The following is a 407-nucleotide window of genomic DNA, read 5'->3' as shown; positions in this document are numbered from 1 at the left end:
ATGGTATTATGTAAATAATGCAGAAATGAATTTGACACTGCGCACAGGGCGACTAGATTTAGAACTGTATCACATGATATGAGAAGACATATCATATTTAAAACGCAACATCATCATGAGGATTATATTATGGCAGAACATCGCGGCGGTTCCGGTAATTTTGCAGAAGATAAAGAGAAAGCCTCAGAAGCAGGTCGTAAAGGCGGCCAGCATAGCGGTGGGAACTTTAAAAACGACCCACAACGTGCATCTGAAGCGGGTAAAAAAGGTGGCCAGAATAACCACAGTGGCGGACGGAAATCCGGCAATTAATTTTACTCCTGATATTTCGTAAATATATTCTGAAATATTGCACATACGATGCGGGCCATAGGCTCGCATTTTTTTATTCTGACCGGGAGTTGTTC

1 protein-coding gene is annotated in these 407 nt (G+C 41.8%); it reads left to right on the top strand.

What is annotated here, in order from left to right; all coding sequences use genetic code 11:
- Positions 1 to 129 precede the first annotated feature (129 nt).
- On the top strand, positions 130 to 312 hold the full coding sequence (locus BZZ03_RS11790) for a con-10 family general stress protein (RefSeq protein WP_000807638.1): 183 nt from the start codon (positions 130 to 132) through the stop codon (positions 310 to 312).
- Positions 313 to 407 lie beyond the last annotated feature (95 nt).

The organism is Lactococcus petauri (assembly GCF_002154895.1).
In the GTDB taxonomy this organism is placed as follows: Bacteria; Bacillota; Bacilli; order Lactobacillales; family Streptococcaceae; genus Lactococcus; species Lactococcus petauri.
This window is presented reverse-complemented; position numbering and strand designations above follow the sequence as displayed.